The organism is Avibacterium sp. 21-595, assembly GCF_023611905.1.
Classification (GTDB): domain Bacteria; phylum Pseudomonadota; class Gammaproteobacteria; order Enterobacterales; family Pasteurellaceae; genus Avibacterium.
Genome location: NZ_CP091455.1, coordinates 1897501 through 1923642, shown reverse-complemented (window position 1 = coordinate 1923642; position 26142 = coordinate 1897501). Strand labels below are relative to the sequence as shown.

At 39.3% G+C, this 26142-nt stretch carries 18 protein-coding genes and 4 tRNA genes (1 of these 22 only partly in view); 12 read left to right on the top strand and 10 right to left on the bottom strand.

The features are described 5' to 3' along the window. The first annotated feature begins 115 nt into the window (after nucleotides 1–115). The 6 genes from L4F92_RS08900 to L4F92_RS08875 all read left to right on the top strand — a co-directional run bounded on the left by L4F92_RS08900 (nucleotide 116) and on the right by L4F92_RS08875 (nucleotide 3425). A complete protein-coding gene (locus L4F92_RS08900) occupies nucleotides 116–1339 on the top strand; it encodes an ROK family transcriptional regulator (RefSeq protein ID WP_250349656.1) in 1224 nt (407 codons plus the stop codon). 145 nt (nucleotides 1340–1484) lie between these two features. Further along, a tRNA-Met gene (locus L4F92_RS08895) sits at nucleotides 1485–1561 on the top strand. Nucleotides 1562–1566: 5 nt separating this feature from the next. Then, nucleotides 1567–1651, top strand: a tRNA-Leu gene (locus L4F92_RS08890). A 27-nt stretch (nucleotides 1652–1678) separates the two neighbouring features. After that, nucleotides 1679–1753: transfer RNA gene (locus tag L4F92_RS08885), tRNA-Gln, on the top strand. Nucleotides 1754–1798: 45 nt separating this feature from the next. Then, a tRNA-Gln gene (locus L4F92_RS08880) sits at nucleotides 1799–1873 on the top strand. Nucleotides 1874–2162: 289 nt separating this feature from the next. Beyond that, the gene (locus L4F92_RS08875) at nucleotides 2163–3425 is read left to right on the top strand and encodes an NRAMP family divalent metal transporter (protein ID WP_250363460.1); all 1263 of its coding nucleotides are present in this window, start codon (nucleotides 2163–2165) and stop codon (nucleotides 3423–3425) included. Between the two features lie 159 nt (nucleotides 3426–3584). Here the strand turns inward: L4F92_RS08875 and L4F92_RS08870 are convergent, their stop codons facing one another. The 4 genes from L4F92_RS08870 to prlC all read right to left on the bottom strand — a co-directional run bounded on the left by L4F92_RS08870 (nucleotide 3585) and on the right by prlC (nucleotide 11698). Then, nucleotides 3585–5003 carry a surface lipoprotein assembly modifier gene (locus tag L4F92_RS08870; RefSeq protein WP_250363459.1) on the bottom strand — a complete coding sequence of 473 codons (1419 nt, stop codon included), beginning with the start codon at nucleotides 5001–5003 and terminating at the stop codon, nucleotides 3585–3587. 60 nt (nucleotides 5004–5063) lie between these two features. Further along, nucleotides 5064–7619, bottom strand: a complete 2556-nt coding sequence (locus L4F92_RS08865; RefSeq protein WP_250363458.1) for a TonB-dependent hemoglobin/transferrin/lactoferrin family receptor — start codon at nucleotides 7617–7619, stop codon at nucleotides 5064–5066. Between the two features lie 9 nt (nucleotides 7620–7628). Continuing rightward, nucleotides 7629–9422: a transferrin-binding protein-like solute binding protein gene (locus L4F92_RS08860; RefSeq protein WP_250363457.1), complete on the bottom strand. Its 1794-nt coding sequence runs from the start codon at nucleotides 9420–9422 to the stop codon at nucleotides 7629–7631. Between the two features lie 233 nt (nucleotides 9423–9655). Further along, on the bottom strand, nucleotides 9656–11698 hold the full coding sequence (gene prlC, locus L4F92_RS08855; RefSeq protein WP_250363456.1) for an oligopeptidase A: 2043 nt from the start codon (nucleotides 11696–11698) through the stop codon (nucleotides 9656–9658). Nucleotides 11699–11824: 126 nt separating this feature from the next. On the opposite strand from prlC, the gene L4F92_RS08850 reads away from it, so the two are divergent. Together L4F92_RS08850 and L4F92_RS08845 are read left to right on the top strand one after the other, a co-directional pair. Further along, nucleotides 11825–12187, top strand: a complete 363-nt coding sequence (locus L4F92_RS08850) for a YbaN family protein (RefSeq protein ID WP_250363455.1) — start codon at nucleotides 11825–11827, stop codon at nucleotides 12185–12187. 81 nt (nucleotides 12188–12268) lie between these two features. Continuing rightward, complete coding sequence (locus tag L4F92_RS08845) at nucleotides 12269–13813, top strand: peptide ABC transporter substrate-binding protein (RefSeq protein ID WP_250363454.1); 1545 nt, start codon at nucleotides 12269–12271, stop codon at nucleotides 13811–13813. A gap of 19 nt (nucleotides 13814–13832) precedes the next feature. On the opposite strand, the gene L4F92_RS08840 is transcribed toward L4F92_RS08845, so the two are convergent. From L4F92_RS08840 to erpA, 4 genes are read right to left on the bottom strand one after another with little or no spacing between them, the layout of a single operon-like run. After that, nucleotides 13833–14591, bottom strand: coding sequence for a PIN domain-containing protein (locus tag L4F92_RS08840; RefSeq protein WP_250363453.1), 759 nt, complete (start codon nucleotides 14589–14591; stop codon nucleotides 13833–13835). 18 nt (nucleotides 14592–14609) lie between these two features. Beyond that, complete coding sequence (mrcB, locus tag L4F92_RS08835) at nucleotides 14610–16970, bottom strand: penicillin-binding protein 1B (protein WP_250363452.1); 2361 nt, start codon at nucleotides 16968–16970, stop codon at nucleotides 14610–14612. A gap of 32 nt (nucleotides 16971–17002) precedes the next feature. Next, complete coding sequence (locus tag L4F92_RS08830) at nucleotides 17003–17362, bottom strand: YacL family protein (RefSeq protein ID WP_250349666.1); 360 nt, start codon at nucleotides 17360–17362, stop codon at nucleotides 17003–17005. Nucleotides 17363–17376: 14 nt separating this feature from the next. Next, nucleotides 17377–17718 carry an iron-sulfur cluster insertion protein ErpA gene (erpA, locus tag L4F92_RS08825; RefSeq protein WP_268738983.1) on the bottom strand — a complete coding sequence of 114 codons (342 nt, stop codon included), beginning with the start codon at nucleotides 17716–17718 and terminating at the stop codon, nucleotides 17377–17379. 137 nt (nucleotides 17719–17855) lie between these two features. Here erpA and map point away from each other — a divergent pair, with 137 nt between their 5' ends. Together map and glnD are read left to right on the top strand one after the other, a co-directional pair. Continuing rightward, nucleotides 17856–18659 carry a type I methionyl aminopeptidase gene (gene map, locus L4F92_RS08820; RefSeq protein ID WP_250363451.1) on the top strand — a complete coding sequence of 268 codons (804 nt, stop codon included), beginning with the start codon at nucleotides 17856–17858 and terminating at the stop codon, nucleotides 18657–18659. Nucleotides 18660–19465: 806 nt separating this feature from the next. After that, the gene (gene glnD, locus L4F92_RS08815) at nucleotides 19466–22063 is read left to right on the top strand and encodes a bifunctional uridylyltransferase/uridylyl-removing protein GlnD (protein WP_250363450.1); all 2598 of its coding nucleotides are present in this window, start codon (nucleotides 19466–19468) and stop codon (nucleotides 22061–22063) included. 60 nt (nucleotides 22064–22123) lie between these two features. On the opposite strand, the gene L4F92_RS08810 is transcribed toward glnD, so the two are convergent. Together L4F92_RS08810 and hemL are read right to left on the bottom strand one after the other, a co-directional pair. After that, nucleotides 22124–22987, bottom strand: coding sequence for a DMT family transporter (locus L4F92_RS08810; protein ID WP_250363449.1), 864 nt, complete (start codon nucleotides 22985–22987; stop codon nucleotides 22124–22126). A gap of 16 nt (nucleotides 22988–23003) precedes the next feature. Next, nucleotides 23004–24293 (bottom strand): glutamate-1-semialdehyde 2,1-aminomutase, encoded by a 1290-nt coding sequence (gene hemL / locus L4F92_RS08805; RefSeq protein WP_250363448.1) that lies wholly within the window; start codon nucleotides 24291–24293, stop codon nucleotides 23004–23006. A 148-nt stretch (nucleotides 24294–24441) separates the two neighbouring features. On the opposite strand from hemL, the gene wecA reads away from it, so the two are divergent. Together wecA and L4F92_RS08795 are read left to right on the top strand one after the other, a co-directional pair. After that, nucleotides 24442–25512: a UDP-N-acetylglucosamine--undecaprenyl-phosphate N-acetylglucosaminephosphotransferase gene (wecA, locus tag L4F92_RS08800; protein WP_250363447.1), complete on the top strand. Its 1071-nt coding sequence runs from the start codon at nucleotides 24442–24444 to the stop codon at nucleotides 25510–25512. Nucleotides 25513–25522: 10 nt separating this feature from the next. Continuing rightward, nucleotides 25523–26142, top strand: partial view of a Wzz/FepE/Etk N-terminal domain-containing protein gene (locus L4F92_RS08795; RefSeq protein ID WP_250363446.1) — the 5' portion only. The gene runs 193 nt beyond the window's last position; 620 of the gene's 813 nt are visible here — the first part of the coding sequence; it begins with the start codon at nucleotides 25523–25525; its stop codon lies off the right edge, out of view.

Sequence of the window (26142 nt, the reverse complement as noted above, 5' to 3'; positions counted from 1 at the left end):
TAAGAAAAAGGTAGCACAGGCTACCTTTTTATTTAGCCTGTTTTCTCAGCTAGGCATTTTGTTCAATTCATTTTAAAATACCCCCATTATCGGTTTTATGATGTAGGAAAAGAGAATGTGGGATCATCATCAAATTGCAAATGTTGATTTTGTTAAACAAATGAATAGTGCGGTGGTTTATAAATTAATTGATCAACAAGGACCAATTTCTCGTATTCAAATTTCAGAATTAAGCCAGCTTGCACCAGCCAGTGTGACAAAAATTACGCGAAATTTACTCGCGCGCGGTTTGATTAAAGAAGTTGAGCAACAAGAATCAACAGGGGGACGCCGAGCAACGTCGATTATTGCGGAATATAAGGCATTTCGAGCCATTCTAATTCGGTTGGGACAAGAGTATATTACCTTTGCAATAATGGATCTTTCTACAAAATTATTAAAGAAAACCGTGATTGATTTGCCAGAGATGAATAGTGCCGCTGAAATCGAAGCATTTTTATGTACTCACTTGAAGCAATTCATTGAAGCCAATCAGCATCGCCGTAGTGAATTTATTGCAATTGGTGTTACTGTATCAGGCTTTGTTGATAGCAAAACAAACGCGATTGAACATTTATCTTATCTTAAGTTAGATGAACCTTGGTTATTAGCGCAAAAAATAACACAGGAATTTCAATTGATGACCTTTATTGGGCATGATGTGCGTAGCCTTGCTTTAGCAGAACATTATTTCGGTGTAACAAAAGATTGCTATGATTCTTTATTACTACGTATTCATCGTGGTGTTGGTGCTGGCATTGTGATTAATCACGAAGTATTCCTTGGTTATAAAAATAATGTGGGGGAAATTGGGCATATTCAGGTTGATCCTTTAGGTAAACGCTGTTTGTGTGGCAATGTAGGTTGTTTGGAAACCGTGGTCAGTAATGCGGCAATTGAAGAAAAAATGCAACGTTTACTTGAAGATGGTTATCAAAGCAAATGGATTTCTTTAGAAAGTCATGATATTGAAGCGATTTGTAAGGCGGTGAATAAACAAGATACCGTCGCAGTAGAGTTGATCGAACACGTAGGTATCCAAATTGGACGTGTACTTGCAATGAGCGTAAATATGTTTAACCCTGAAAAAATCGTGATTTCAGGAGAAATTACGCAAGCTAAGGATGTACTGTTTTCCGCTATTCGCCGCACCTTGGATAATTTGGCATTGCCTGCTTTTGTGAAAAATACACCACTGGTGGCTTCTGAACTACAAAATGAAGATGTTATCGGCGCATTTGCGTTGATTAAACAAGCCTTATTCGATGGTAGATTGCTCCAACATCTATTAGCAGAGTAAAGTGCGGTTGCTTTTACGCCGATTTGTATAATCTCTATGCGAATGAGAAAGAATTTAGAAAAAAGCGTAAAAAAAGAGTTGACGAAGGGGAGTCAGATCAGCATAATTAGCCCCGCAAAGCCGATGAGGTGAATGCAAAATGTTTGGCTATGTAGCTCAGTTGGTTAGAGCACAACACTCATAATGTTGGGGTCACAGGTTCGAATCCCGTCATAGCCACCATATTTGCGGGACTGGCGAAATTGGTAGACGCACCAGATTTAGGTTCTGGCGCCGCGAGGTGTGTGGGTTCAAGTCCCTCGTCCCGCACCATTCATTAGCTTGCAGTTCTTTAGTAGGTGGGGTATCGCCAAGCGGTAAGGCACCGGGTTTTGATCTCGGCATTCCTAGGTTCGAATCCTAGTACCCCAGCCATACTATCCGATTTCTTATCAAAAATTCTAATTATAGAATTCCTAATGGGGTATCGCCAAGCGGTAAGGCACCGGGTTTTGATCTCGGCATCCCTAGGTTCGAATCCTAGTACCCCAGCCATCATTATTCATTTTCTATTCCATTTTTAGTTTTTAATAGAAACAGATTTACCTATACTTTTCTGATGTAAGCTTAAGAATTAAATATCTTACTATTAAATTGTATTGGAGTTTTATTCTGTTTTTTATCATTTTTATAGTGTTAAATATCTGAGATTTATTCTATTTGTCTTTTTTAATCTTTTCCTCAGTTTTTTATACTAAAAATGAGGCTTTTACTTTCGTCCTTGCTGTGTTATTGTGTGCATCCATCATTGTTGTGGATGATGTAATAAAAAGGAATATAACAAATGACAACGACTTCAAATTTCAATGCTTCTACGTGGCGTTCTAAATTTTCGGCTTTAGGTCCCGGTATTTTAATGGCTTCCGCTGCGGTTGGGGGATCGCATCTTATTGCGTCAACGCAAGCTGGGGCGATTTATGGCTGGCAATTAGCGATTATTATTCTTCTTGCAAATTTATTTAAATACCCTTTTTTCCGTTTTGGTACTCAGTACACTTTAAGTACAGGGAAAACCTTGCTAGAGGGTTATAAAGAAAAAGGATATTTTTATTTATTAATTTTTTTCTTGCTTAATGTTTTTGCGACAGCGATTAATACAGCTGGAGTAGGCATTGTAACTGCAGCGATTTTAAGTTTTATTTTACCTAAAGAATGGGGATTAAGTATTTCTCAGGTGAGTACGGTTATTATTGTCCTAACTTGGTGTATTTTATTGCTTGGTAAATACCGCTTTTTAGATCGTTTATCGAAATGGATTATGATTGCATTGACTACGGCAACTGTAACAGCAGTAATTATTGCCGTTTTCAAGGAAAAAGTCATTGCGCCAGACTTTATTGAGCCATCCCCTTGGAATATGCTTTCGCTTGGTTTTATTGTTGCCTTAATGGGCTGGATGCCAGCACCTATTGAAATTTCTGCAATTAACTCAATGTGGGTTGTGGCCAAAAGACGTTTTACCCATATAAATTATAAAGATGGACTGTTTGATTTTAATGTAGGCTTTATTGGTACCGCTATTCTAGCAATGGTATTTTTAGCATTAGGGGCGCTCATTCAGTATGGTTCTGGAGAAGCCGTGGAACAAGCTGGTGTGAAATATATTGCGCAATTAATTAAAATGTATGCTTATGCTATTGGAGATTGGTCTCGCTTATTAATTGCCTTTGTTGCATTAATGTGTATGTTTGGAACAACAATCACGGTGATCGATGGTTATTCCCGAGCGAATGCTGAGGCTCTACGTTTATTATTAAATCATAAAGAGCAGTCACCAAAACAATTGGCTTTATGGATGACCTTTGCCGCATTAGCAGGCATAATTATCATTAGTTTCTTTATGAGTGATGTTGCAACAATGTTGCGCTTTGCTATGATTTGCTCTTTTGTTTCAACGCCTATTTTTGCCTATCTTAATCTTTCTCTCGTCTTAAAAGGTGAACATAAGGTTGAAGGGGGGTTATTATGGTTGTCATTTATTGGGCTTATTTATTTATCTTTGTTTACTGTGTTATTTATTTCATATCAAGTCGGTTGGATTGGTTAGCCTAAAATTTAGAAAAAAATCACCGCACTTTTATATAATCTAAATTTTACTGATTCAGGAGAGCTATAGTCTCGATTTCTAGATCGAACGCTCTCCTTTTTATTTTTAGCATCTTAGCCAGTCAAGCTAAGAATGATAGGTACTAAAGGAGAACTTATATTAAAATATTTTTTGTATTTCCAATGTGATGCTATGTTTGTGATAAGGAATATTTAAGCTATTGCTGTTCACCCGTTGATAGTTATAGCTTAATGTTGGCACTATTCCCATGAATTGAATACGGGGTGACCAGATGGATGTTGAGAATTGTGTTTCTCGATCTTGCCGTTTGGCATTACCACTTAACCCCCAATAAAATGGCGCTTTGTAGTATTTTTGTTCACGAGCAAGGCGTAAACGGACACCAATATTTTTGTTTTGATAGCCTATATTGAGATTCGCCCGATATTTTATATACCGATCTTGTGGATAAGCGGTAGCATATTTTTTACCTATATCAACGGAAATGCCGGCATACCATCTTGAGTTAATGTTCCAAGAATTGCTCAACGCTAAATTTTGCGTGTAGTTTGTGAGATGTTTATATTGTTTCTGCCGATACCTTTCAGTGGCATAATTAAATGCAATTTTACTGCGAAAATAGTTGGTCCATTGATATTGCCAACTGGTTGTTATACCAAAATGATTTGTATAGGGCTTTCCTGAAAAAATGCGTAATCCTGAATAAGGTTCTAGTGTAAATTGATGATGATAATTTGCATAGCCGAATGGTATTGTTATTCGCCCATAAAAATCATTATATTGGTGGTAAGTGCGGTATATTTTTCCGATAAAATCGCTTTGCCATTGTGTATAAAAACCATTTGGCATAAAAAAAGTTTTTCGATTTCCAAATTGATAGCCTAATCCTTTATCCGCAAGTTTTTTTTCAAATGAAAAGGCACCGATTTTTTGTTTATCTGGCGCATTATTAATATTTTTATCATTGAGAAATTCAATTGCAATATAGTGTTTCCAGGCTTTGCGCGATTGGAGGTATTGATCGATTTTTTCTAGTTGAGTAATAAATTGCGGGGAGGATGTCGTTGTTAAATGCTGTTGAACAAGTTCAGTAGCTTGCCAAATTTGTTGATTTAGTAGAAGACTATCAATATGGTGAAAAATGGCTTTTTCCGAATTAGGGTAAAGTGTTTCTACTTTTGTAAACTCTGTTATAGCTAGGGGATATTGTTGTGCTGATTTTGCTACGAGTCCTTTTGCATAAGCGATGATAATTGGATTTGGATGAGTACTCGTTTCATAGACAGGAAGAATTTTTTTGAGTAGTGGAATATGTTCCTGCGCAATCGCAAGATTTATCACTTTTTGTAATAATTCTGGCGTATGGCGTAATTGTTCTGCCTTAATCTTAAGAGGCATTGAAGAGGTTTTTGGGGTTTCCTGCCAAGAGGAGGAAGAATTAATATGGATTGGCTCATAATTTAATTCTGGCGCTTCTTTTATATCTATGTTTTGTGGTAAAGCACAGATTTTACTCGATAGAATAAGGGGAAGAATTAAAAATGTTGTTTTTTTCATTTTACTTATTACTCAAGAAAATGCAGTATGCCTGAATGTCATACTGCATTTAATAACCTATTAGAATTTAATTTCTAGTCCTGCGAAGAAGTTACGTCCTGGGGCGGCCACGACAGAATAGTTTGGCGTGTCTAAATTCGTTTCTAAACTGCCATTCCATACTGTTTGTCGAGCGGATTCCCAAGTCACATAGCGGTAATTAAATAAATTATAGATCCCTGCTCGGAATGTCATATATTTATTAAATCGATAATGCCCAGTGAGATCGGCAATGATCCAAGATTTGGTTTTAATGTGAGAACGGCTTTCTTCTATCACACCTAAAGGTGAACTATCTTGGGCAACCAATTCTCCACTATCTTTGCCTTTGGAATAGGTTGTAACGAAGTTAAGCCCCCATTTTTCTTCTGGTGAGAGGTAAGAGATTCCATAGACCACGCGTAATGGTTGAATAGAATCAAGGGAATATGCTCTTCCTTCATATCCTTCAGGCATTTTGGCTGGTCCGCCAATTTGCTGCGTTTTACTAATTTTAGCAAAGAGATTAATTCCTTCAGGAAAGCGTTCCCATAAACTATATAGATCTAAATTGGCACTAATATCATAGCCACGTACTTTGATATCTTGCGTATTGTAATAGAATAGATCACCTCGTCCTTGCCCTGTAGGTTTTTTTAAAGAGGCAAGAGCAATCATATTTTTATAGGTCGCCCAGAAATAACTGCTTTTTAGGCGTAATGCTTTGTATTCAAATTCTGCACCAATTTCTTGATTGCGTGAGTACTCTTTGTCTAATTTTCCTTGGATTGAATGTCCATAGGCATTGAGATCAGGACCTAGCTGTTCATAAACAGAAGGGATTCTAAATCCACTACTATTACGATAAGTAAGGGCTAATGGTTCGATAATTTGATATTTTATACCCAGATCCCAAGAGAGGTTTTGGTATTTACTTTGTTTGAATTGAATAGAGCGTTGCTGTTCCTCAAGGGTAGGGTTACCTTTAAATTGATAGTGATCATAACGTAATGCACTAGAGATAAACCATTTTTGTCCTAGCGTGATAGAGTCGCTTATACCTATAAAATAATGGCGACTTTTTATTGGACTAATTGGGTGAAAATCAATATGGTGTTTACCAGCAAATTCACGAGGTCCTGAGCCGACACGTTTATAAATGATGTCACTAAAACGATCATAATCATAAAAATGATGCTTACTCAATATCGTGCCGAGAACCACGCGGGTATCGTGCCCTGTTTCTCCCCATTCCCAGAGTTTATTCAAATTGAGATCGAAGCGATAGTCTGTTTGTTTGCTATTAACAATATGATGCCAAGATTTTTGCCCTTCTTCAGTTGCCCAGCAATTCGCATCTACGGAAGGCCATTTGGCACAATTTAACCGCTTCACTTCTGATTTCATAATCAGATCACGTTTATCAAAACGAACCACCGCAGAGTTTACCCAAGCTGCTTCATCTTTTGCATCAAAACGGTACTCTAATCCAATTCTATTGTTTTGATGAGTATCAAAATAAAATTGCGAAGGGGTATATTGAATCCGTTTTGTTGAGATTTCATCATAGAAAGGGGATTCAGGGTAGAGTACACCATTAATCAGATGCTTTTCTTGACCATTATAATAATTTGGACGTTGCATTTCCCGCATTTTATATTGTTGCTTAGTTCGATTTAGTACAATGCCCAAGTAGTGTTGAGGGGTAAAATGCCAACCAAATTTACTCAGTAATGAATGACTTTCATAATCGAGTGGATTAGGAATACGACGACGTACGCCACTTACTTCTTCCATACTGACCCAACGCCCTTTTTTATTCATAATAGGATCGACAGGATCAGCGTGATTCGCAATGAAAAGCGTGCCTTTATAAAGATCTTTATGCGCTTGAATTTCATGTCCATTACGATGAGAATATTGCACAAACCCATCGAACTTCCCCGCTCGGAAAGCTAAACCACCGCTATATAATTTTCGCTTATCTTTGGAGGTATAGTCTGTTTTAAAACGACCGCCTATGGATTGATCGGGCTGTAAGAAATCATCAACATTCTTCGTTTCCATTGATACAGCACCACCTAATGCCCCACTACCAGATTCAGCAGATGATGCGCCTTTTCTTAGATCAAGTAGTCGAAGATCTTCATATTCCACATCATTTTTTGCTGAACCGGATAACATTGAAAATGTACCGCTTGCATCATGTCTTTTCAATGTTGATGAAGCACCTAATCCATCTAGATCAATAGCGACTCGATCTTGATCAACTCCACGTATAGAAAACCCTCTAGTGGTTCCTCGTCCTCCCGCTTCGGTGATTGAAATACCGGGATCGTAGCGTGTGATATCACGAATATTTTCTATTTGTTCATTTTGTATTTGAGCCTGATTTTTACGTACTTCCCCTAAGCCAGAAACATTTTGCTTCTGTTTTTCAAATTTCTCTTTAATATGAATTGTTTCTAGTGTTGTAATCTCGGACTTTTCTAACGCCTCTTGCTGATTTTCTGCTTGAACATAAAGTGCGGTACAAAAAAGACAAAAAACGAGATTCATTTTATTTATGAGAGAAATGGTATTCTTTGCTGACATCATTCTTTCCTTTTATTGTTGAATTTGTTTTCCACCAAAAACGGCACCAAAAGTTTTGTCTTCTTTAATTACCGTTCCGCCAATTTCATTAGCGTTTGTACCGTAAAAATGACCTGATACATCTGCCTCACCTGTAATAACGGCACCGGAGCCGGTAATATTGCCATCGTGTACAGCTAGATTTGCTTTTCCATTAAAGCCATTTTCAGTAATAGACAAATTCTCAAATTTTACTGCTGAAGTTCCGCCATTATTTTTTAATTCACCAGAGACTTGGCGAGTCGCAAAATTTGCCGTAAATTCTGCATCTTGATAACGTCTAGATACATTAGCCGCTTGACCTTTACCAAAGCCATACCAATGTCCGTGATACTTTACTTCACCCGTTACAGGGATTTCAGAAATAGGTGTAACATAGCCTTGAACAAACAGATTGCCTCGCTTCTCGGTTTTATTATCTGCCTGTTTTATTTCGTGATTTTCAACACCAAAACGTAAAAAATTAAAATCTCCACAGCATATATTATCTGTATTAGTAGTATCTAAATTAACCAAAATGCCGTCAATTTGAAGCTTATTAATATCACCAGAGAAATTTTGTGATTGCGGTTTATTTTCAGAAAAGGTGTTACTATCACCTTTATTGGTAAAAGGTAAAGTTTGAGCATTTAGGTGTTTACCGTCAGTTTCAACGGCTTCTTCTTCTGAATTTTGCTTAGCAGCAAAAACACCTGCAAAATGATTATCTTCTGACCATACCCGCCCAGCTAATTGTTTTGCTTTTTCACCCGCAAAAGAGCCTAATACCTTTGCATTTTCAGGTAGCGGAGGGTTATTATTTGCATCATTAGCAAAAAGCGTGGTTTGACCATTTTTTGTGGCATTACCACGGAAACCGTTTTCTGTAATCGTTGCGTTAATGTCATAAACAATTTTTTTATCATTTCTATCAACCGCATCTAATGTTCCCGTTACCGTTTTATTTGAGAAATCAACGGTGAAAACCGCTTTATTTTGTTTTAATGTTCCACCAGCTTGTTTGCCTGTTTCGTAGTATGAACCACTACCGCTACCTTTTTGTGGCGTATAGGTTGCATATTCCCAAACACCACTATAAGTTGCCTTTCCTTTCATTGGCATATCCATCGTTTTTTCACGAATGGCATAAAAAATATTGTTATAGCTTTGGCTTCTAGGAAGTACTGTTTTCGGGTCTTGTTCAATTAATTCAATAAAACCGACTTTGACATCACCATATTCTGTGATTTTGAGGTAAATATAATTGACACGATCTTCTGTGGAATAAAAAACTAAGGTTTTCCCTTTTTCTTGATCTTCTATAGGGAAGACTTGTGAGATATCTTTTACCGCTCTTTTCCATACTTTCTTACCATTTTCATCAATAACTTGAATAGATTCGGAACGAGCCTGATGATCGTGGGTTAGAGGATAATCACCTTTAAATAATAGGACATCATAGTCTTTAGGATTAAGGTTGGTACGTGCATCGGTAATTACTCGTTTTTGGCTTTTTACATCTTCAAAATCACTATTCATTACACTACCATCGCGACCCGGTCCCCAAGGGGTTGTAGCTACCCAGCCCATTTCACTCAAGTCTTCTGGGGCAGGAGATTCTAATTTTTTGCCATTATTTTCGGTAACATAATTAGGCTTAGAGGGTTGATTATCTTTGACAACATTGGGTGGGTTAGCATTCTCCACGTCAAAGCCTCCACCACCAGAAGCACAGCTTATGCAGAATAATGAGGTGAGAGTACATAGAACGGTTTTCTTTATTTCCATAAAATAACTCCTTATTGGTAATAGTTCTCATTAATATTATTATAAATAATAATTATTATCAAAAACTATTTTTCAAATAAAGAAAATTTTCTGAAATGCTTTTTCAATAATGGTTTGTTTGATGTTTCAATATAAAGGAGATGAGAGATAATTACTAAATTTCAGGAATAAGAAAGATGTGGCGTAGTAAGGTGCATAGCGAAAGAGCTATGCACCAAAAAGGGAAATGAATATTATGAGGTTGCAATCCCTTTATGCCTTAATAAAGCATCGAGTTTAGGCTCACGCCCTCTAAAGCGTTTAAATAATGCCATTGGCTCTTCCGAACCACCACGGGTAAGAATTTCATCTAAGAAAGATTGCCCCGTTTGTGGGTTAAAGATACCTTCTTCTTCAAAACGAGAAAATGCATCGGCTGATAGCACTTCGGCCCATAAATAACTGTAATAACCAGCGGCATAGCCTCCAGCAAAAATATGGCTAAAGCTATGTGGGTTTCTTGCCCACTCAACACCTTTCAGTACCGCAACTTCTTTTTTCACTTGCTGTAATATCTCTAAAATTTGATTCTCTTGGTTAGCATCAAAATAATGATGTAAACGGAAATCAAATAAGCCAAATTCAAGTTGGCGTAACACAAACATTGCTGCTTGGAAGTTTTTCGCTTTGAGTAGCTGTTGCAATTTTTCTTTTGGTAGAGGCTCACCGGTTTCATAATGTCCTGAAATAAAGGCAAGGGCATTTTCTTCCCAGCACCAGTTTTCTAAGAATTGACTTGGTAATTCCACGGCATCCCAAGGTACACCATTGATCCCTGCCACATCGGCTACATCAATTTGTGTTAGCATATGATGAATACCGTGTCCAAATTCGTGGAATAATGTGGTTACTTCATCGTGGGTAAAGAGAGCAGGTTTATCACCCACAGGCGCATTAAAGTTACAAGTAAGATAAGCCACAGGATGCTGAATAGTGCCGTCTGATTTACGGCGACGACCGACGCAATCATCCATCCAAGCCCCGCCACGTTTATTTTCACGAGCGTAGAGATCTAAATAAAAGCTGCCACGCAGTTGATCTTGGCTATCAATCAGATCAAAGAAACGTACATCATTATGCCAAGTTTCCACATCAAAACGCTCAACGGCACGAATATTAAATAAACGTTTAATCAGCTCAAATAAGCCAGTCAGTACGCGATCTTCAGGAAAATAAGGGCGAAGTGCTTCATCATTAATCGCATATAAATGTTGTTTTTGTTTTTCGCTATAAAACGCAATATCCCAAGGTTCAAGTGCGGTGATATTAAAGTGCGTTTTACAAAATGCGTTTAATTCGGCTAATTCTTGCTGTCCTTGCTCTTTTGAACGGCTTGCTAAATTCTCAAGGAAATCCAATACTTGTTGCGGGCTTTCAGCCATTTTGGTAGCAAGGGAAAGTTCGGTGTAATGCTCAAAATCAAGCAATTTTGCTAATTCCACACGCAAGGTTAAGATCTCTTGCATAATGGCAGAGTTATCCCATTTGCCTGCATTTGGGCCTTGTTCTGAAGCGCGCGTAACGAACGCTCGGTACATTTCTTCACGCAATTGGCGATTTTCACAATACGTCATCACTGGCAAATAGCTTGGAAACTCAAGGGTAAAGCGATAGCCTTCTCGCCCTTTGCTTTCTGCGGATTGTTTTGCAGCTTGTAAAGCACTTTCTGGCAAACCAGCTAATTCATTTTTATCTGTGATCACTTTATCCCAGCCCATTGTGGCATCTAGCACATTATTGCTAAATTGCGAGCTTAATTCAGATAAACGCGCCACGATTTCCCCATAGCGTTTTTGTTTTTCTGCTGGAAGGGAAATGCCCGAGAGTTTGAAATCACGTAAGGCATTATCAATGGCTTTTTTCTGTGCCACGGTATAAGTTGCATATTCTGGGCTGTTTTTGAGTTGTAAATAGGCTTGATATAAACCTTCGTGTTGCCCTAACCAAGTGCTATATTCGGAAAGCAATGGCAAGCAGGCTTGATAGGCTTCACGCAATTCAGGGCTATTTTTTACGGCATTTAAGTGGCTGACTGGTGACCACGCTTTACTTAGGCGATCACCACTTTCAGTAAGTGGCTCAATAAAATTCTGCCACGTTAAGTGCGGTTGTTTTAAAACTTGCGCGACGGTATCTCGATTTTCTTGAATTAATTGGCTAATTGCAGGTTGAATATGTTCAGGTTTGATGTGCGAAAATTGCGGTAAGGTCGTTTCGCTTAATAGCGGATTTGGCATAACAGCTCCTTGCTTTTTTATAGTGTTTTGCATTACATAACAAATAAGGGGCGATTTTATAATATCAAGGTTGAGAAATCTAAAAAAATATGGATAATTGAGAATTATTTTTATTTGGAAAGAAAAATGAAAGCTATTTACATCATTTTAGGATTTATTTCGTTAGCACTCGGCATTATTGGCGCATTTTTGCCCTTACTACCGACGACACCTTTTTTATTACTCACGGTATTTTGCTTTGCACAAGGTTCTGAACGTTTACATAATTGGATTATTCACACGGAACTTTATAAAAAGCATTTGCAGTCTTTCAGTGAACAGCGTGCATTAACGTTAAAAACCAAAATTCGGATTCTTATTTTATCCACCACAATGCTGGCAATTGGGTTTTATTTTACCCCTACCATTTTTGGTAAAATCGCCATTTTACTCGGTTTGATCATTCACTATTGGGTGTTTTTCTTTTGGATTAAAACGCTGAAAGAATAACCCGTTATTAAAGAAAGAATGATTGGTAATAAAGGGGCATTTTTGTATAATGCCCCTACTTTTACCTGAGTTTTTAAGCCAATGCCATCATTGAACGTTTCAACAATTTTACCAAGTGCGGTGTTTTTTTGCGCTATTTTCGGATTAACCGGTTGCGATAAGCCACAGCAGGTTACCACGCCTCATCCTGCACAAACTACGACAACATCAACTGAGCCTGAAGTGCGTATTCCTCGCTTAGTGCGTGGCGTTTATGGTGATTTAGTGATTTCACCAGACAAACTACAAAATGATGAACAAGCCACTTTTTTGCGTGATATTCTAGAAGGCTTGGTAATTTACGATCGGCACGGCAATGTGATTCCTGCCGTTGCTGAAAGCTGGCAAACCAAAGATAATAAAACTTGGATATTTACTTTGCGTGAATCGGCAAAATGGTCAAATGGCTTACCTGTTACCGCCGAAGATTTTGTACAAAGCTGGCGAAAATTAGCGACTTCAAATAATCCACTGAAAAAATACTTAGCTTTTATCAATATTCAGCACGCGACCGCTGTGATACAAGGGGAAGCGGATATTGCTCAATTAGGCGTGCAAGCCCTGTCTTCACAGCAATTACAAATCACTTTAGAAAAAGCGATCCCCTATTTACCCGCAATGTTGGCGCACCCTGTGCTATTACCGCAATCTTTTGCCGAACAGCAAGGCTTTGTGAGCAATGGGGCTTATTATGTGAAAAATCAGCAAGGGGATGAAATTCATCTGGCACAAAATCCTTATTATTGGCAAGGTGAGAATGTGGCATTCTCTTTGGTTGATTATAAAAAACTCACGTCAAATCAAGAACTGACAGGGATTGATATTGTTGCCAATCCAACACATCGCAATGTACAAGTAACGTATTTTCCGAAGCTTTGCACTTATTATTATGAATTTAATTTTAATGATCCAAGGCTGGCTAAAAGTGCGGTACGAAAATCTCTTGTTTTTTTAGCTTCAGCCCGTAACTTAGTGCGTGATAGTCAGGGAGAGCGAATTGTTAGTAATCATTTTCTTCCCATTTCAATGCAAGGTGAGCCAGATAATGCGTGGTCGCCCGTGTTAGTGGAACAGCTTTTACAGCAAAACGGGATTACCGAAAAATCGCCTCTGGCGTTGCGTTTAACCTTTGACCAAGAAGGGATTAATCACACCATTGGGCAGCGTTTAGTGCAAATGTGGTCTCAATCGGATCTTATTCATATTGAAGCTGACCCCGTATCTTTTGAAACGTTATTGACTAAACGAGCAAAAGGTGATTTCCAAATTATTCGTTCGGGCTGGTGTGCGGATTACAACGATCCTTCGGCATTTTTAATGAATTTTTATTCTAAAAATCCAGACAATAAATCCGCGTATCACAACGAAAAAGTGGACGCGTTACTAAAACAGAGTTTACAGCCTATTTCTACGCAAAAACGCACCGCACTTTATCAGCAAGTAACTCAATTATTACAACAAGATAATGTGGTTTTACCCGTGTTTCAGTATACCACTCCCATTTATCTTAGCCCTAATTTGCAAGGTATTGATCGGCAAAATCCAACCAATGTGATTTATAGCAAGGATTTAAAGCAGGAGTATTAACATCAGAGGAAAGTGAAAATCACGTTGTAAAAATCATTTCCCTAATTTTGCTAATTTGCGAGGCATTTAAACCATCACCGTTAAAAAAGCTCTTGAGCCAGTTCGTTTGCGTTTCGAGTTTATTCGGGTGATGCCTTTTTTCTAGGCTATTTAATTTTGCTTTAGCACGATCAATATAGATTTTTAATTCTGTTGATTGGGCAGGGGAAAAATCTACCATTTTGATCAGGGCTTTAATCTCTTTTTCAGCAAGATTTTCTGATTTTAATAACGCATTGATACAATTATATTGACTTTGCGGTTTTTTCGGTAAGCTTCTGGGAGAAATCGCATTTATTTTATCAATGTGCTTTTGTATTGTTGAGGCAAATTCAACCATATTTTTAGTTTGGCTATTATCTCTTGGATTCGGATTACTTAGAATGTCATTTATGCTGTCTAATCGCTTAGCCTGTTTGATCCGATCTTTTATGAGGTAATAATGAATGATCGAATCGAACCCTTTATCTTTAGAAATAATATAAAGGGAATTAAATTGATATTCTGTTGTGATACGCGCCATCTCATCAACAATAATAAAATCTAATGCATTTTTTCCTGATTTCGGACATTCAATAATACGGCAATTTTTTCCGAATCTTATCAAAGCGGTTACCAATGTAACAGGCAGGGATTTTTGATTTTCACCAATACAAAGCACAATAAAATGATCATTTGGAGATAAATGCTCTAATGTTGTCGGTTGGATATTTTCATAATCAATAAAAATCAATTTCATCTTATCCCTCGATAAAAATTAATTGGCAGGTGCAGCTTCTTCCACGGGGGCTGGCTGAGAGCCTAAAGCGGAGGGGGTTAACACATCCCACAAGCTCGGCTGTTTCGGTTCTGGTGCAACTTCGCGAGGGGCTGAACAGAAAGATTGGTTACCATCTGTCCATACAGGAATTTGCCGTGCATTGCCACAATCCCAACCTCCATAACTATTAATACCAACCCATTTAATGCCTGCTGGCGTGGATGGATGTAAGGTTTTCGCCTGCGTGCGTTGTAGATAGTTTTTATATACCTGCAATGCCCCCGTTGCTCCTGTTAATCTTGTTTCGCCATTGTCATCACGTCCAAGCCAAACTGTGGCGACATTTTCGCCGTCAATCCCCACAAACCAAGTATCACGCGCAGAGTTTGTGGTGCCCGTTTTTCCTGCTAAATGTAAATGGGCGAATTGGTTTTGCAAACTGCGGGCAGTGCCGCGTTCTACTGTTTGTTGCATAGCAAAAAGCGTTTCATAAGCCGCTTGTGCCGGAACAACTTGGTTTGGTTGCGTATTTCGCTGATAAATTAATTCCCCTTTTTGATTTGTAATGCTATTTACTGTTGCAAGGGGAATGGTTGCCCCTTGATTGGCAATTGTTTGGAATAATTTCGTCACTTCATAGGGGGAGATTGAGTAAGATCCCAACAACATTGCTGGGACTTTAGGAATTTTTACTTTATCCCAGCCCATCGCTTTTTGGGTTTCAATCACTTTGCTTAGTCCTACTTTCATTCCAATATTTACTGTAGGAATATTTAACGATCGTGCAAGTGCATCCATTAACATCACAGAGCCACTATAACGACGATCATAATTTCGCGGTTGCCAAGGCGGGCTACCTTTAGTATGAATGGTAATCGGCTGATTTTTAATCGGCGTATTTAAACGAAATTCGCTAGGTTCAGTAAGTGCGGTTAAATAAATAGAAGGTTTTACGAGTGAGCCAATTTGACGTCTCGCATTTAATGCACGGTTAAAACCCGCATAGTTGGTTTGCAAACCACCCACAATGGCTTTGATTTCACCTGAATGATAATCTGCCACGATCATTGCAGACTCTAAATAAGGATTTTTATATTTCAACTGTAATTCAGAAACGGCATTAATCACTGCTTGTTCAGCATAATGTTGCTGTTTAATATCTAACGTAGAGAAAATGCGTGTGCCAGATAAACTACTTGCACGATTTTCGCCTAATTGCTGGCGAAGTTCGGCTTGCAAGGTTTGAATAAAAGCAGGATATTTACGGTTAATTTGTCCCCGTTTTTGCACACCAAGCGGACGTTTACTCAACATCTCATACAACTCTTGCCCAATTACTTTGTGTTCAAGTAATAAACGTAACACCACATTACGGCGCTCAAGCGCATTTTCAGGATTGCGCCAAGGATTATATAGCGAAGGGCCTTTTACCATTCCTACTAATAAGGCAATTTGATCTAAATTGATCTCACGAATTGAACGGCCAAAATAAAAATGGCTTGCTAATTCAAAACCGTGGATTTGCGTATTGCCGTTTTGTCCAAGATAAATTTCATTAAGATAGGTTTCCAAAATACGGTTTTTGTCGTAACGCCAATCTAAAATGAGTGCCATTAGTGCTTCATTGATTTTTCTTGTGAATGTACGTTCGTTAGAAAGGAAAAGATTTTTAACCAATTGCTGCGTTAAGGTACTTCCCCCTTGCACGCGATGGCCTGCTTGTAGGTTTGCCACAGTGGCTCTTGCAATACCTAAAGGGCTTATCCCGTCGTGTTCATAAAATCGGCGATCTTCGGTTAAAAGTAAGGTATCAATCAATAATCTAGGATAATTTTGTAAAGAAAGGGTTAAGCGTTCTTCATTTTCTGATTGCAACATTGCAATTAATTTGGGGGCGAGAGAAAATTCATCAATGGCTTTTACATTAACTAAATCTTCTATTACCGCTAATTTGTTGTCTTTAAAGCGTAAACGGAAAACACGCTGGGCTTCAGGGTGAATAGGGAATGGAAAGGCACCACGCAACAAAACGAGGGTATTGTCTTCAATTTTGAAATCGCCCGGGGCAGCAACCATCGTGGTTTGGCGATAATCGTTTTCTAATAAGCGTTGTTTGACATCATTAAGGCTTAGTCCATCAGATAATTTAATGGTATCTATTTTGCTATAAACTTCCGCGGGTAACTGCCAGATTTGCCCATCCATTTTGGCGCGGATTTGCCCATCTAAATAAATTCCGTAAAAAGTAACGTAACAAGCCAGCACAAACGCGATTTTAAGCAAAAAATGACGAAAACGCTTTTTTCGCGAAGGGGAGGCTGTTTCTTTTGTTTCTGGTGTAGGATTGCTTTCTGACATTACACATTATACCTAGTGATCTGGCACGAATTTTAGCGCTTAAAGGATAAATAAGATTGTAAAAACTGTTCAAAATCTTCCAAGCCACAGAAAGCGAGGCTTTCCTCATCATAGTAATGAAAATCTGGCTCAAGTTCTTGTTGTTCATCAATAGCAAGATTATTCGCACGAATCATCACTTCATCAGCACTGACAAATAGGCTATATTCAGCGCCAAGTAATTTGAAATCCTGTGTTGGCGCTTGGCGAGCTTGATTGATAAGAGAAAGTGCGGTGGAAATTAGCTGAGAATTTGACCGCACTTCGGTATTTAACCAATTGGCTAAAGCCTCGTGTCCCATTGAACATTTGGCTGAAATTTGTCCGCCTTGGGCAAAAAATTGATAATCCATTTTGAGTGATTAGGTTAGATACTGAACGATGAACCGCAACCACAAGTCGTTGTCGCATTAGGGTTATTTACCACGAAACGAGAGCCTTCTAGCCCTTCCGTGTAATCCACCGTGCCACCAATTAAATATTGCAAGCTCATTGGATCAATGACTAACTGCACGCCTGAATTCTCAATAGTGAGATCACCTTCATTCACTTTTTCATCAAAGGTAAAACCATATTGGAAACCGCTACAACCACCGCCTGTGATATAAACGCGTAATTTAAGCTCGCTATTTTCTTCTTCGGTAATCAAGGCTTTTACTTTATTGGCCGCCGCATCGGTAAAGGTTAAAGGAATTGCCATCTCTGTCATAATTTATCTCGCTTGTATCCTTGTCAATTTTAAGTTGGCTATTATCTAATAACCAAGTAAACCATTCAAGAATTTATCAAGGATTTTTCAACGGAAAGGTGGTAAAATGCCGCACAAATTTTTGTCAAGGAGAAGTTATGGCAATTCCAATTAGAACAGAACAAGAAATTGAAAAACTGCGTGAGGCCTGTAAATTAGCCTCTGATGTGTTAGTGATGATCGAACCTTATGTAAAAGCGGGTGTTACCACTGGCGAGTTAGATCGCCTGTGCCACGAGTATATGGTGGAACAACAAAAGGTGATCCCTGCTTGCTTAGGTTATCACGGTTTTCCTAAAGCAACCTGTATTTCCATTAACGAAGTGGTGTGTCACGGTATTCCCAGTGAAGGAAAACAACTAAAAAATGGCGATATTGTGAATATTGATGTAACAGTGATTAAAGATGGCTACTATGGCGATAATTCCAAAATGTTTATCGTTGGCGAGACAAATATCCGTAGCAAAAAATTGGTGGACGTAACACAAGAAGCATTATATATCGGTTTGCGTACGGTAAAACCGGGGATTCGTTTAAGAGAAATTGGCAAAGCAATCCAAAAATATGCAGAGTCGCAAGGCTTTAGTGTTGTGCGTGAATATTGTGGACACGGCATTGGTACCGAATTTCATAATGATCCCCAAGTGTTACATTATGACGGAGATGATGGCGGGGTGATCTTGAAAGAGGGAATGGTTTTCACCATTGAGCCGATGATCAACGCAGGCAAGCGTGAAGTGCGTTTAATGGGCGATGGATGGACGGTAAAAACCAAAGATCGCAGCCATTCTGCGCAATTTGAGCATCAAATCGTGGTTACCGCAAAGGGTTGTGAAGTAATGACAATTCGCGAGGAAGAAGAAAAAGTAGGACGCATTCAGCGGTTTATGGTGAATGTATAATCTACGGGCGAACAGATCGGTTCGCCCCTACGATTTATTAAATCCATCAATGTAATGTAGGGACAGACCTATGTGTCTGCCCGCATAAGGTTTTCTGAACAGCAAGCAGAAAAATAGAAATGGGCGAACACATCGGTTTGCCCCTACGATTTGTTAAATCATCAATGTAATGTAGGGGCTGACCTATGTGTCTGCCTGCGTAAGGTTTTCTGAACAGCAAGCAGAAAAATAGAAATGGGCGAACAGATCGGTTCGCCCCTACGATTTATTCAATCACCAATGTAATGTAGGGGCAGACCTATGTGTCTGCCCGCATAAGGTTTTCTGAACAGCAAGCAGAAAAATAGAAATGGGCGAACAGATCGGCTTGCCCCTACGATTTATTAAATCATCAATGTAATGTAGGGGCAGACCTATGTATCTGCCCGCATAAGGTTTTCTGAACAGCAAGCAGAAAAATAGAAATGGGTGAACAGATCGGTTCGCCCCTACGATTTATTAAATCCATCAATGTAATGTAGGGACAGACCTATGTGTCTGCCCGCATAAGGTTTTCTGAACAGCAAGCAGAAAAATAGAAATGGACGAACAGATCGGTTCACCCCTACGATTTGTTAAATCATCAATGTAATGTAGGGACAGACCTGTGTGTCTGTCCGCATAAGGTTTTCTGAACAGCAAGCAGAAAAATAGAAATGGGCGAACAGATCGGCTCACCCCTACGATTTATTAAGTCATCAATATAATGTAGGGGCAGACCTATGTGTCTGCCTGAAGCTGATAGCCGAAAAGGAATCTGATCCAAAATGTTTACTTACAGTCGCGCAACGCCGTTCACAATACAATCAGTCAAAGCGCAAAAAGATCAACTCAAAAACCTTGAACTCGCTGAATTTCAACAAGCTTCTATCTATCAATTACTAGAAAATCGCACAACATTTTATGACGATATATTGCAACACCTTTGGCAACATTTTCAGCTTGATCAACAACCAGATCTGAGCCTAATTGCAGTAGGTGGCTATGGACGAGGGGAAATGTTTCCTCTGTCTGATTTGGATTTTTTGATTTTGGCACAATCGCAACCTAGTGAAGAAATTCAGCGACGGCTCCGTCAATTTGTTCAGTTTTTATGGGACTGTGGGTTTGAAGTCGGGCATTCTGTTCGTACTTTGGCGGAATGTGAACAAGCTGGCCGAGAAGATATTTCTATCGCCACTAATTTGCTCGAAAGTCGCTACTTATGCGGAAATGAAAAATTATTTGAAAAACTCACCGCACTTTTAAAACAATCCGATTTCTGGCGTTTGGCGGATTTTTATCAGGCCAAGATGGAAGAAAAAAATGTGCGTTATCAACGTTATAACAACACCAGTTATAACCTTGAACCGGATATCAAATACAGCCCGGGCGGTTTGCGTGATTTACATTTGCTCTATTGGCTCGCCCTACGGCATACTGGGGCAAAAAACTTGCAGGATATTTTACAAACAGGCTTTATTTACCCCGAAGAGTATGCGTTATTGCAAGAAAAGCAACATTTTTTGTTTAAAATGCGCTTTGCTTTGCACCTCATTTTAAAGCGTTACGATAACCGACTATTATTTGATCGCCAAGTAAAAGTGAGCCAATTGCTTGGCTATCAAGGGGAAGGTAATGAAGCCGTAGAAAAAATGATGAAAGCATTTTTTCAATCTTTACAAACGATTGCGACTCTGACGCATAGCTTAACGAAACATTATCGTGAACATTTTATAGACAAGCCAAGTCAGCAAACCTGTTTTCCGTTGGATCGCCATTTTCACGTTGCGAATAATGCCATTTGCTTAACGCAAAAAGACTGTTTTCAACAACAGCCAGACAGTATTTTAGATTTGTTTTTCTATCTCACTCAATACCCAACAGCAGAAATTCATTCCAGCACGCTACGCCAATTAATCCGCACGATTGAAACATTTCAAGGCTATTTAAGTGAAAATTCACAAGCGAGAGAAAAATTTCTCCGCTTATTTCAACAACCAAATTGCGTGCAACGAGCATTTTTGCCAATGCATCAATATGGCGTGTTACGCATCTATTTACCACAATGGCAAGCCATTGAAGGATTAATGCAATTTGATTTATTCCATAGTTATACCGTTGATGAGCATACCTTGCGCGTGATGCTAAAATTAGAACGTTTTACCCAGCCAGAAAGCCGATCTGCGCACCCTATCTGCTATGGCATTTTTACTCAATTATCACAGCGTGCTTTGCTTTATCTTGCAGGGCTATTCCACGATATCGCCAAAGGTCGCGGAGGTGATCACGCCGAGCTTGGTGCAAAAGACATCGCGGATTTTGCCGCGTTACACGGTTTTTCTGCTCAAGACAGTGAATTAATGCAATGGTTAGTCGCTCAGCATTTATTGATGTCGGTAACGGCACAACGGCGAGATATTGATGATCCTAATATCGTCCTTGCATTTGCTGAGGAAGTTACGACTCAACAACGCCTTGATTTACTCACTTGCTTAACGGTGGCAGATATTTGTGCGACTAACGAAACCCTTTGGAATAGTTGGAAACGTTCTTTATTAACAAAGCTTTATCAATCTACTACCGAGCAATTTAGCCTAGGAATGGCAAACCTGTTGGATAATCAGAACAAAATCGCACAGCATAAAAATCAGGCACTGGCATTATTACAACAAGAGAAGCCCGAACTTCTGCAAGAAGCCATTCAGTGCTTGTGGCAAACGTTCCCACAAGATTATTTCTTACGCAATAATCCAAAGCAAATTTGCTGGCATAGCGCACTCATTGCGGAAAGTCGAAAACAAAGTGCGGTGCAAAATGTGGTAAAAATCAGTAACCGCTTTTCCGCAGGGGGGACGGAAATCTTTATTCATTGTGAAGATCAAGACAATTTATTCCATAAAGTTGTCAGCACCATCGGTGCAAAATGTTTTAGTATCCACGACGCACAAATTCTCACGGCTGAAGACGGCAAGGTGTTTGACAGTTTTATTGTTACTGAATTAGATGGAACACTCGCGAAATTTGATCGCCGCCGCGAACTAGAGCAAGCCTTGCAAAAGGCACTGAGTGCGAACAAAATCGCCAAAATCAGCACAATGAAAAACCATCAGCTTAAACCATTTCGTGTAAAAACCGAAGTACGCTTTTTGCATTTAGCGAAAAGTACGCACACAGAAATGGAACTGTTTGCCCTTGATAAAGCAGGGTTGTTAGCAGAAATCAGCCAAATTTTCACCGCACTTCAGTTAAATATCCAAAACGCCAAAATTACCACGATTGGTGAAAAAGCGGAGGATTTCTTTATTTTAACCAATCGCGAAGGGAAGGCATTGTCGCAACAGGAAAGAGAGGCGTTAGAGCAGCGAATTTTAGCCTCGATATAATCAAATATAATTGAACACGGCTTTTTTAAAGAGCGGTGTTTTTTGGTGAATTTTTTCTTGTTACTTGCGTAAATTTTCTAAGGCGACAGCGGTGATGATAATTGCACCGCCAAGTAACATTGTGAGCGTAGGGGCTTCATTAAGCCATAGCCAAGCAATAAGAATGGCATAAACTGGTTCAAGGGAAATAATCATCGCCGCCGTTCTCGCACTTAGCACATCAAGGCTAGAAACAAAGAGCGTGTAGGCAAGGCTGGTGCAAAGCAAGCCAATGCAGGCGATCCAAAACCAATCTTGTAAAGAAACACTTGGCAATTCATTGGCGTAAAATGGTAAAAGCACAATAACGCCCACCAAATATTGCCACCAGCTGGCTTGGCTACCTGAAAGGAGGCCTCGATTTTTGCGATTTAGCACCGCAAGTAAGCCATAAATCGCCCCTGAAAAAATGCCCCATAATAGACCTTGTGTGGATTGGTTGCCAAATTCAAAGGCAGGGGTCACAAGGATTAATCCAAATGTAATGGCGAGCAATAAGAAAAATTCACCTAATTTTAACCGCACTTTGAATATGAGCATTTCAAATAAGCAAACAAAGGCGGGAAAACTGGCAAAGCCCAGTGTTCCCACTGCGACACCGCCAACTTTAACGGCAATATAAAAGGTGACCCAATGGGCAGTGAGTAAACTACCTAGCACAAATTGTAATAAAATGCCTTGTGCAGAAAGCTTGTTGAGAGGCATTTTCTTATAGAGGAAGAAGAGGGAGAGTGCCATAAGAGCGATAAATACACGCCCAAGCACTAACACGCCAGCACTGCTTTGAATCAGCACGCCCAGCACGCCCGTTAAACCAAATAACACTGCGGTACTATGTACTTTTAGCAATGCAAGCTGATAGTGTTTGTTGGCGTTTTCTATCATTTCTTCCTACTTTTCCTTAAGCATTTTTGATTGTGGCAAAGGTATTATCGGCTGCTTGCAAGGTGCGTTCAATATCTTCATCAGTATGTGCCAAGGACATAAAACCTGCTTCATAAGCGGAAGGGGCGAGATAAATCCCTTGTTCTAGCATTTTATGGAAGAATTGTTTGAATTTTTCCGCATCGCATTTCATCACCTGCTGATAAGTGCTGACTTCAGGCTGATCAGTGAAGAAAATACCAAACATTCCCCCTACATAATTCACCACAAATGGAATGTGATGTTTGTCCGCGAGGGCTTTTAAGCCAACGGCGAGTTTTTCCGTTAAAGTGGCAAGGCGTTGTTCGTTACCTGCTTTTTTCAATTCTGTTAAACAGGCTAGTCCCGCTGCCATTGCAATTGGATTGCCAGAGAGCGTGCCAGCTTGATACACTGGACCTGTTGGTGCGATATATTGCATAATTTCTTTTTTTCCGCCAAATGCACCTACGGGCATTCCGCCGCCAATGACCTTGCCAAGGGTGGTTAAGTCAGGGGTTACGCCATAGTATTGTTGCGCACCGCCTAAGGCAACACGAAAACCGGTCATCACTTCGTCAATGATTAATAATGCGCCATACTGATCACAGAGTTCACGTAATTGTTGTAAAAAGCCTGCTTTAGGTGGAATGCAGTTCATATTTCCTGCAACTGGTTCAATAATGACACAGGCAATTTCATCGGGATATTGTTCAAAGGCTTGCTTAACAGAATCAATATTATTGTATTCACAAGTTAACGTCTGTTTTGCAAAATCCGCTGGCACGCCCGGTGAGCTAGGTTGCCCAAGGGTTAATGCACCTGAGCCAGCTTTTACCAGTAAGCTATCAGAATGCCCGTGGTAACAACCTTCAAACTTAATAATTTTATCTCGTTTGGTATAACCTCGCGCTAAGCGAATGGCGGACATTGTGGCTTCGGTACCAGAACTTACCATTCTGATCATTTCAATAGAAGGCACAAGCTGGCAAACTAAGGTGGCTAAATCAATTTCTAATGGGGTAGGCGCCCCAAAACTCAAGCCTTTTTCGGCAGTTTTTAGCACCGCACTTAAAATTGCGGGGTGGTTATGCCCTAAAATCATCGGCCCCCAAGATCCCACATAATCAATATATTGCTTGCCGTCTGTATCAAAAATATAGGCACCCTCTGCACGGTCAATAAATACCGGCGTACCACCAACGCCATTAAAGGCACGGACAGGCGAATTAACCCCACCGGGGATGACTTTTTGCGCTTGGGAAAAGAGGCTTTCTGAATGGTTCATTACTATTTGTCCTTTATCTTGTCTAAGAGAAATTGCATAAAACTGAAATATTGTACTGTAAAACTGAGTAAATTTATAAAAATATTTATGTACGCGTTTGCCTTTATGGTATGCTTTTGCCACTTATTTTTTACTGAAATTATTCATTATGTTGTTGAGTTTTCTGCTCACATTTCTCGGTGCATTGCTTTCTTTATTTGCAATGCGTCCGATTGCGCAAAAAATCGGTTTAGTGGATAAACCAAATTATCGCAAACGCCACAAAGGCGCAATCCCTCTGATTGGGGGCATTTCGCTATTTATCGGTAACTGTGTCTTCTATTTTCTTGAGTGGGAGCAAATGCGGCTGCCAGCGTTATATCTTTTCAGTATATTTGTGTTGTTAGCCATCGGTATTTTAGATGATCGCTTCGACATCAGCCCTTTCATTCGTGCGGGAATTCAAGCCTTTTTAGCTATTTTAATGATTGATATGGGCAATATTTATCTCGATCATCTCGGGCAAATTTTAGGCCCATTCCAACTAACACTCGGTTCAATTGGGTTGATGATCACCGTGTTCGCAACGATTGCTGTGATCAATGCCTTCAATATGATAGATGGTATAGACGGTTTACTTGGTGGCTTATCTAGTGTGGCTTTTGGGGCGATAGGCATTTTACTCGTTATGGATAATCAAATGGATCTCGCCTATTGGAGTTTTGCCTTAATTATTGCTATTTTACCTTATTTAATGCTTAATCTTGGCATTCCTTTTGGTACGAGATTTAAAGTTTTTATGGGCGATGCTGGCAGCACACTGATTGGCTTTACGATTATTTGGATCTTACTGCTTAGTACACAGGGTAAAGGTCACCCAATGAATCCAATCACGGCATTATGGATCATTGCCATTCCCGTGATTGATATGATCGCGATTATTTACCGTCGTTTGCGTAAAGGTAAAAGCCCATTTCGCCCTGATCGCTTGCATATTCACCATTTAATGGTGCGTGCGGGGCTAAGTTCACGTCAAGCCTTTTTATTTATCACCTTTATCGCGGCACTCTGTGCAGGTTTTGGGATTTTAGGTGAAATTTATTACATCAATGAATGGATAATGTTTCTCGGCTTTATTCTTCTGTTTTTCATTTATGTCTTTTCTATCGCCAGAGCGTGGCGTATTACTCGCTGGATAAGACGCCTAAAACGCCGCCATCGCCGTCTAGCAAAACAATAAGGAGAAAACGATGCAATCAAAAAATACAGCAAAAAAATCTTTTATCATTATGTTGTTTACGATTATTTTTGCTTTGGCTGGGTATGGCACAAGTTTTTTACAGAAATTACAGTGGAAGGCGGAAGCGAAAATCTCTCAACCAACCGTAAATCAATTAGGTAATTATTATGCTTTGGCATCAATGTATCAGTTTATTCAAGGTAAGAATGAGCCAGAAGCCTTGTTAGTGAACAACGTGTATGATGAATTTAAACGTCAGGTTTCTGCTTATGACAATATCCGTCAATTTTGGTTGCAAAGTTCCTACTATAAACAACGAGAAACAGGAAATGCACAAAATGATGAAGAATTACTCGAGCAATTAGTAAAAACAGTCAAATTTTCCACCGCACTTAAAGGACAGCCAGAAACACTTTCTATTCAATTAGATAACCCTAAACAGGCGCTGGAAATGCTCAATGCATTTATTGAGCAAAGCAATCTTGCAACAAGAGAGGTGATTTACAATGAATTGATCGGGCAGTGGAAAAATTTGTTTAATCAAGTAAGTAGTGCTGCTCAATTAAAGCTAGGCGCAACCTTACAGGCTAATACACTGGGGGAGCAAGATTGGCAAGGCAAATTAAATAT